Annotated in this window: 4 protein-coding genes and 2 pseudogenes; 2 read left to right on the forward strand and 4 right to left on the reverse strand. The window is 46.0% G+C overall.

The genetic code is table 11. The features are described 5' to 3' along the window. Positions 1–725 precede the first annotated feature (725 nt). Positions 726–2,098: pseudogene (locus ACLQ6D_RS17315) on the forward strand (ABC transporter transmembrane domain-containing protein); the annotation flags it as partial. A gap of 111 nt (positions 2,099–2,209) precedes the next feature. Beyond that, positions 2,210–2,425, forward strand: coding sequence for a hypothetical protein (locus ACLQ6D_RS17320; RefSeq protein ID WP_411728557.1), 216 nt, complete (start codon positions 2,210–2,212; stop codon positions 2,423–2,425). Here the strand turns inward: ACLQ6D_RS17320 and ACLQ6D_RS17325 are convergent. The 4 genes and pseudogenes from ACLQ6D_RS17325 to ACLQ6D_RS17340 form a co-directional block, all read right to left on the reverse strand. Continuing rightward, positions 2,416–3,582, reverse strand: coding sequence for a lipocalin-like domain-containing protein (locus ACLQ6D_RS17325; protein WP_411728554.1), 1,167 nt, complete (start codon positions 3,580–3,582; stop codon positions 2,416–2,418). The two genes, ACLQ6D_RS17320 and ACLQ6D_RS17325, sit on opposite strands and share 10 nt — an antisense overlap. Then, entirely contained in the window at positions 3,579–6,128 is a 2,550-nt protein-coding gene (locus tag ACLQ6D_RS17330) for an FtsX-like permease family protein (RefSeq protein ID WP_411728555.1), read from the reverse strand. The genes ACLQ6D_RS17325 and ACLQ6D_RS17330 overlap by 4 nt, the downstream gene beginning before the upstream one ends. Beyond that, the gene (locus tag ACLQ6D_RS17335) at positions 6,125–6,808 is read right to left on the reverse strand and encodes an ABC transporter ATP-binding protein (RefSeq protein WP_411728556.1); all 684 of its coding nucleotides are present in this window, start codon (positions 6,806–6,808) and stop codon (positions 6,125–6,127) included. The genes ACLQ6D_RS17330 and ACLQ6D_RS17335 overlap by 4 nt, the downstream gene beginning before the upstream one ends. Positions 6,809–6,842: 34 nt before the next feature. Continuing rightward, positions 6,843–6,965, reverse strand: a pseudogene (locus tag ACLQ6D_RS17340) (IS1595 family transposase); the annotation flags it as partial.

The raw sequence follows: 6,965 nt of genomic DNA on the forward strand, positions 1-6,965 counted from the left end.
TGCAAGTTACGCAAAAAATAATCAAAACAATTGAAATCAATTGCTTAGCCCAGAGTTTACTTTGTACAACCTAATCCTCAAAACCAGACTGTGGCTCATATCAACCATTGCGGTGAAGGTCGGCCAGGAGCGGATGGTCGCGACTGCCAAAACGGACGATTGGTTTAGTTTTTCCCGTTGATTTTGAACCCTGGATTTCGGCAATCAAGGCCGGAATGACTATATTGGGAAATAGTGATCAGATAATCTCTCCAATTAGAATTACGTAGAACTGCGAAAGCATGATTGGGTAGTCGAAAAAGCCCATAAACCACTAATTATTAGAGAAATTAGCTGTCAATCAGCATTCAAAAATTACCACCTTCAGTGGCCATTTTACCAGTCAATGTATTCAACTAAATATTGAAATACAATAAGATCAATTTACTTGCCCAAATATGAAACTGTTCATTGGCAAATATTCAACCCTGATTGACAGTCGGAACCGACATACAATATTTAATACCAACTCAAATGGGCAATTTTCACCGCTGTTTTCCTGGTTCTCTAGAAATTTCCTATACCGCATAAGCCTTATATAAAAAACGAAGAAGAAAATCTATTGAACAATGAACCCACTGATTCCGGCACTGCAAAAATCAAAATATTAAGCCAACTAGGGGTGTGTTTTAAACCTTGAAACCGCCCCTTATAAGTTCAGGATGCTACTGGCGTTTGTTGTACTGATGGTTGCAGCGGGTTCGGCATTATCTCTGCCCCTAGCGATTAGGCAGATTGTTGACCAAGGATTTTATGTTAATCAACAGGCCAAGATTGATCGATATTTTCTAGTTATACTGGCAATTGTAGTTGTGATGTCGGTGTTTTCCCCTGCCCGATATTATCTAGTGATGTGGCTGGGTGAGCGGATTGTTGCAGATATACGCACGACTTTATATCGGCATGTGCTAAATATGGATCCTTTGTTTTATGAAATAACGCCCACTGGTGAAGTATTATCCAGACTGACTACCGACACCACCCTGGTGCAATCAGTCGTCGGAGCCGGGCTTTCTGTTACCCTGCGCAGTATCTTATTACTGCTTGGTAGCCTGTTTATGTTGGCTATAACCAGCGCACAACTAACCGGATTGATTCTCGTGATGGTGCCCTTGGTACTGGTGCCAATCATTTTCTTTGGCCGTAGAGTCAGGCGCTTATCCAGAATTAATCAAGACTGTATTGCCGAATCCAGCGCACTAGCCGGTGAGACCTTGAATGCGATACAACTCGTCCAGGCGTATAGTCTGGAATCGTTCAGTAGCGATCGATTTAATGACTCGGTGGACATGGCATTTTCAACTGCAAGGCAACGCTTGAAAGCTCGCGCCTTATTATCGGCTTTTACAATATTTATCGTGTTCACTGCCATCATGGCGATTATCTGGTTGGGAACCCGGTTCGTCATGACGGGCCAGTTAACGGTGGGTGAATTAAGCCAGTTTCTTATTTACGCTATTATGGTCGCCACCAACACCGCAGCGTTAAGTGAAGTGTGGGGCGATATGCAGCGTGCCGCAGGTGCATTGGAACGTATCCTGCAATTATTGAAGGGACAGTCTGGATTACGGTTAACCGAACATCCACTATCGATCAGCTCCTCAACTGTTGAGCATATTCAGTTTGATAAGGTGTTCTTTCAATATCCCTCGCGACCCGGACAACATGCGCTGGAAAACTTCTCATTGACCATTGCTCCGGGAGAGTCTGTGGCGTTGGTGGGGCCTTCCGGAGCAGGAAAAAGTACCGTCTTACAATTACTCTTGCGTTTTTATGATCCCAGCAAGGAACAATTACCTTGGGTGGCATCGATATTACCCAGGCGGATATTAGCCAGTTACGCAGTGCCATTGGCATTGTTCCGCAAGACACCGTCATTTTTGCAGCCAACGTCATGGAAAATATCCGCCTGGGTAATATCGATGCCACCGATGCCGAAATTAGACTGGCAGCCCAAGCGGCTGCCGCCGATGAGTTTATCCAGCGCTTGCCGGACGGCTATAACACTTTTCTGGGTGAGCGCGGTATCAGGCTTTCCGGTGGACAGCGTCAACGCATCGCGATTGCGCGTGCCATACTCAAAAATCCGCCGGTGTTATTGTTGGATGAAGCGACCAGTGCGCTGGATGCAGAAAGTGAAAAACTGGTACAGGAAGCGATGGAGCAATTAATGAAGAACCGAACGACACTGGTCATCGCACATCGTCTTGCTACTGTACTGAAAGCGGATCGAATCGTCGTGATGGAACAGGGCCGAATCGTCGCTATTGGCAAGCATCAGGAATTATTACTCCAAGGAGGTATCTATGCTCGACTGGCAGCATTGCAGTTTGGTGAAACCCATTTGTTTACTGATGATAGTGGCAAGTATTCAATTCACTTGTAGCCCGCCAACTCAACATAACCCTGGCCTGAAATGGGCTTACCGTTTTTTGTGCCATTAACGCTGACTGCGCCTTCCCAATAACGATAACTGACATTGAGTTCCTGATCGTTTATTAAAGGAACAATCTCAACGTCAAGACTCTGACCAGGAACTGCCAAGCGCCAACGCGAAGGATAAGTTATTTTTGAATGTGGGCTTTTCCAGCTATCGAGAGTTTTAATCGTGACATCGTACTCTTTAAGGGAAATTTTCGCGTTGTCTGCCAGAACGAAAGAGCCGGAACTGTTACTATCCCGTTGGCCGTCTTTACGCCGTAGTTGATAAAACATTAATTCGGTATTATCAGCAAGTTGCAAGGCAAACCAATCCCACCCACTCTGTTCATTTGACAAGGCGCTGGTGCTCCATTCCCGGTCCATCCAACTTGCACCGGTCACTGAAAATTTATTACCGGCAACACTGACAGTGCCCTCAGTTTCCAAGCGAGGATAGGAATAATAATAGGAGGCATTGCCCGGTTCCCGGCTTTTCTGGCTCAAACCCTGGTCGCCTTGCAGAACATATCCCTTTTGTGATGTCAATAATAGGTCAATTGCAAAGTCGTCGCTTTTAGCGTGTAGCCGGAGTGGAAAGTCTGCCTTGCCCTCAGTCTTTGCCGACCAGTCATAAAGCCAAACCTGATATTTTTTATCGGAGGCACCGGCAAGACCGTTTCCCGCCCGGCTAACCCGTTCATCGGTGTAAAACCGGCCCTTCTGGACATCGGTCAAGGTTAAATGTGCCATATACAGCTGATTGTTTCGCCAGAGAGATTTTGATTCCGGCAGCTCGGCCTTAAGAGCAAAACGAAAAAAAGTCAGCTCGTAGCCGAATTGTCGGCCTTGTGTATTTTTCAGGTTACCGGTGAAGTACCACCATTCAGTCCGGTATGTATTGTGAGGCCCGTGGTCGGTTGGAAATGTAAATTGTTGCAGCTTTAATGCTTTTGCAAAACCTTTATCCTCTTTGGATAAAACAGTATCATCCTTTTTGGAAAGTGTTGAACTGAAAAAACTATCGGCAACAACCCTGATATCGGATGGAAAAAAGAAAGGTTGCCACCAAACAATGGCCAGCAATATCATCAACAATACGGCGACCAACAGTTTTGTTCTCATTCCGTGCGCAACGCTTCGGCAGGTTGGGTCTGCGCCATTTTCATGGCAGGAATAACGCCGGCAAGCAGTGCCGCAACAAAGGCCAAAGCCAAACCTTGATAAAGAACGCCTGAATCAAAGTAAAATGCCATCGTCCAACCGAATGATCGTTGGTAAACAACAAAAATCAATACATAAGCCACGATAAATCCGACCGGAATGGCAAGTAATCCCGCAACCAGCCCCATCAATCCAGTTTCACCGATTATCAGCACCGTTAACTGTCTGGAGGTTATCCCTATAGCCCGTAAAATACCCAACTGCCGTGTTCGCTCAAACTGTAAAGCCATTAAGGCGCTGAACACACCAACAAAAGCAATAGCTGCCGACAGCCAACGCAATGTTTCGGTAATGGTAAAGGTCTGCTCAAATAGCTCCATGGATGCTTTATAAATTTCCTGATTGGATTTCACGGATTGCTGGACAGTCAGCAATTGACTAATCCGGCTTTCCAGTTGTTTTAAATCGGCGCCTTCCCTGGCATAAACGCCAATGCCGGAGTAACCCAAATCGGGCCAATAGCGTTGGTAATTCTGCCGACTCATCGCCAAATGGCCTTGATCGCCACTGTAATCAGCATAAATGGCGATGACTTCAAACGCTTGTTCGCCTTGGCCGGTTTTCACTAGAATTTTTTGGCCTAACTTAACAGCATGATGATAAGCATAAGGCTCCGTTACGATCAACGTCCGTTGGTCTTCGAACCGGCGCCAAAGATCATCGTCAACTTTATGTTTAAAGATAAACCCCTGTTTGGATTTTGCATTTAACTCAAACACCGATATTTTAGTGAGTTGATTGTCAGCGATTAGCTTTGTATGCAATGCGCTGCTTAGCATTTGTACATCGTCAAGCTTAGCTATTTTTTCCTTCAAGCGATGACCTGCCAGGGCCTTATCGACAGTCATTTTGTCACCGGGCAATGCTACATAGAGATCGGCGGGTAAGCTGGAATGCAGCCACTGCGCAACCGTCTGGCGAAAACTGCCTATCATCAAGTCCATCCCTATCGTCGCAGACACTGCAATCATCAATGCAGCGATTGCGATGCCTGTCCTACTGATTTCTGCCGAAACCATGCGTGGGGGCAAACGCCCCAAAATCCCTAAAAAACGCCCGGATAACCGTTCAATCAGTTTCATCAACAACAAGGTAAGCACTGGGGTCAGCAAACCAAATCCAAACAGGATCAGGAAAATGCTGGCTAAACCTAAAGTGATACTTTTACCGGAAAAGAATGCCATTGCCAAGCCTCCGAATATCAATACAAAACTCATTAGCCCCGCTGTTTTGATTAACCGACGTATCCTCGATTCCAATTGGGATCTCGCCATTACTTTAACGACCGACAAGCGCGTCGCTTCGAAGGCAGGTGGCAATACTGCCAGCAAGGTAGCGCTTATGCCTAACAATATACCCTTGCCGATTTGTAGAGGTGTAATCATTAAAGAAGCCGTGTCAATACGAAAATAAATGGCGTTAATAGTTCCTGAGATCAAAACTAACAAGCCTTGCCCAAGCGCTATGCCGAGTACGATACCCAGTAAAGTACCGATAATCGCCAACCATAAAGCTTCGCCAATAATCAGTTTAAAAACCTGCTGCCGTGTTACACCCAATAAACGCAAACTGCCGATCAAGCGCCGTCGTTGCATGACCAGAAAGGTCATCGTGTTATAGATTAAAAACATGCCCACCAGCAATGAAAGCAGGCCTAATGCCTTTAAGTTGATGGAAAATGCCCGGGTCATTTCCCTCATGGATTCCACTTGGCTACCTATGGAAACCAATAAGGTATTGCCTGGCAAAACCGTTTGTATGGCCGCCAAGGTTTCAGGTGCTTCCTTTTCCATTAACACTTCAATCGAACTAAGGCGGCCAAATAATCCTAATACCTCCTGGGCTGTGGCGATGTCGGTAATGATCAGGTTAGACAATACCTGTCCTGAAACGGCGTCGTTAAAGGTAAGCAAACCGATGATTTTTAATTGTTGCGTACCCTGGTCAGTAACAATGGTTAACGGGTCATTGATTTTCCGATTCAATCGCTGTGCAGTTTTTTCACTCAGCAGCGCACTATTCGGTTCCGCAATTAACCGGGTTAAAAGATCTGAGGGAGAATTTTTTTTTTGCTCGTTTCGCCAGCTCGAATGTAGCGGTTTTTCAATGAACGGATCGATTCCAATCAATTTAAAACTCTCTTCATCCGGCTGTGCTAGCTTTACATAGCCAGTTACCACAGGTGACAAATTAGCGATGCCCAGATCAACCCTTAACCGGGTATACAGTTTTTCATCAAGCCCCCCATCACTGGCAATTATGCGATGTGTTGCAGTCCCGGAAAATGCCTTACTCGCTTGATTAAATGATTTGAGCGAACTTTCCATCGCCAACTCGATAGCAATGACTACCGCCACACCCAGGGCAATCCCTAAGATGGCCAGTGCCAGTTGCCAAGGATGCTGCCATAAAAAATTACGGCTGGAACGGTTAAGGATTGAATTCATTCGAGATGCAATGATTTGTTACGGATGGAAAAAACCCGGTCGGCCTTACCGATGACTTCCTGGCTATGGGTCGCCATAATCAGGGTCTTGCCTGCTTTCCTGACCAGAATATCCAACAATTCCAATACCTGTCCGGCGGTATCCAGATCCAGATTGCCGGTGGGTTCATCAGCAAGGATCACATCCGGGTCATGGATCAGGGCGCGGGCTATCGCAACCCGTTGTTGTTCACCCCCGGACAATCGGTCCGGATAACTATCAAGCCGATCGGATAACTTTAACTTTTCCAGTAATTCGGCGACACACTCACGATCCTTAAGGCTCAATCGCTTGATTAATTCCAACGGCAACAGAAGATTTTCAGCAACCGTCAGGGTAGGGATCAAATTATAAGACTGGAATACAAAACCAATATGATGACGGCGAAACAGGGTACGGTCATGTTCGGAAAGCCCGGTAATATCCGTGCCATTAATGATAATCTTGCCGCTGTCGGGCGGATCAATGCCACTGATAAGATTTAGAAAAGTAGACTTGCCCGAACCGCTACGACCGAGTAAAACAATAAACTCGCCACGACTGACCTGCATAGTTAATTCGCTGAAAATTACATGCTGCTGTTCCGACTCCTGATAACTTTTACTTAACTGTTCAATTGATATGGCTGCTTCTGTAGTCATAGCGGCTTCATCACAAAAGTTCCAAAACTAAAGGCTATGTCACCGTTAAATATTGAAAATTCCCCAGGGCGGCATTCAGCAGCATTTCCGGTGTGAGTGGTTGGTGCTGTTCAAAAGCCCGTCGCCAGCCCAGGTAGTTTGGTAGGTAGCGGGTTGC

Source organism: Methyloglobulus sp. (genome assembly GCF_046714055.1).
In the GTDB taxonomy this organism is placed as follows: domain Bacteria; phylum Pseudomonadota; class Gammaproteobacteria; order Methylococcales; family Methylomonadaceae; genus Methyloglobulus.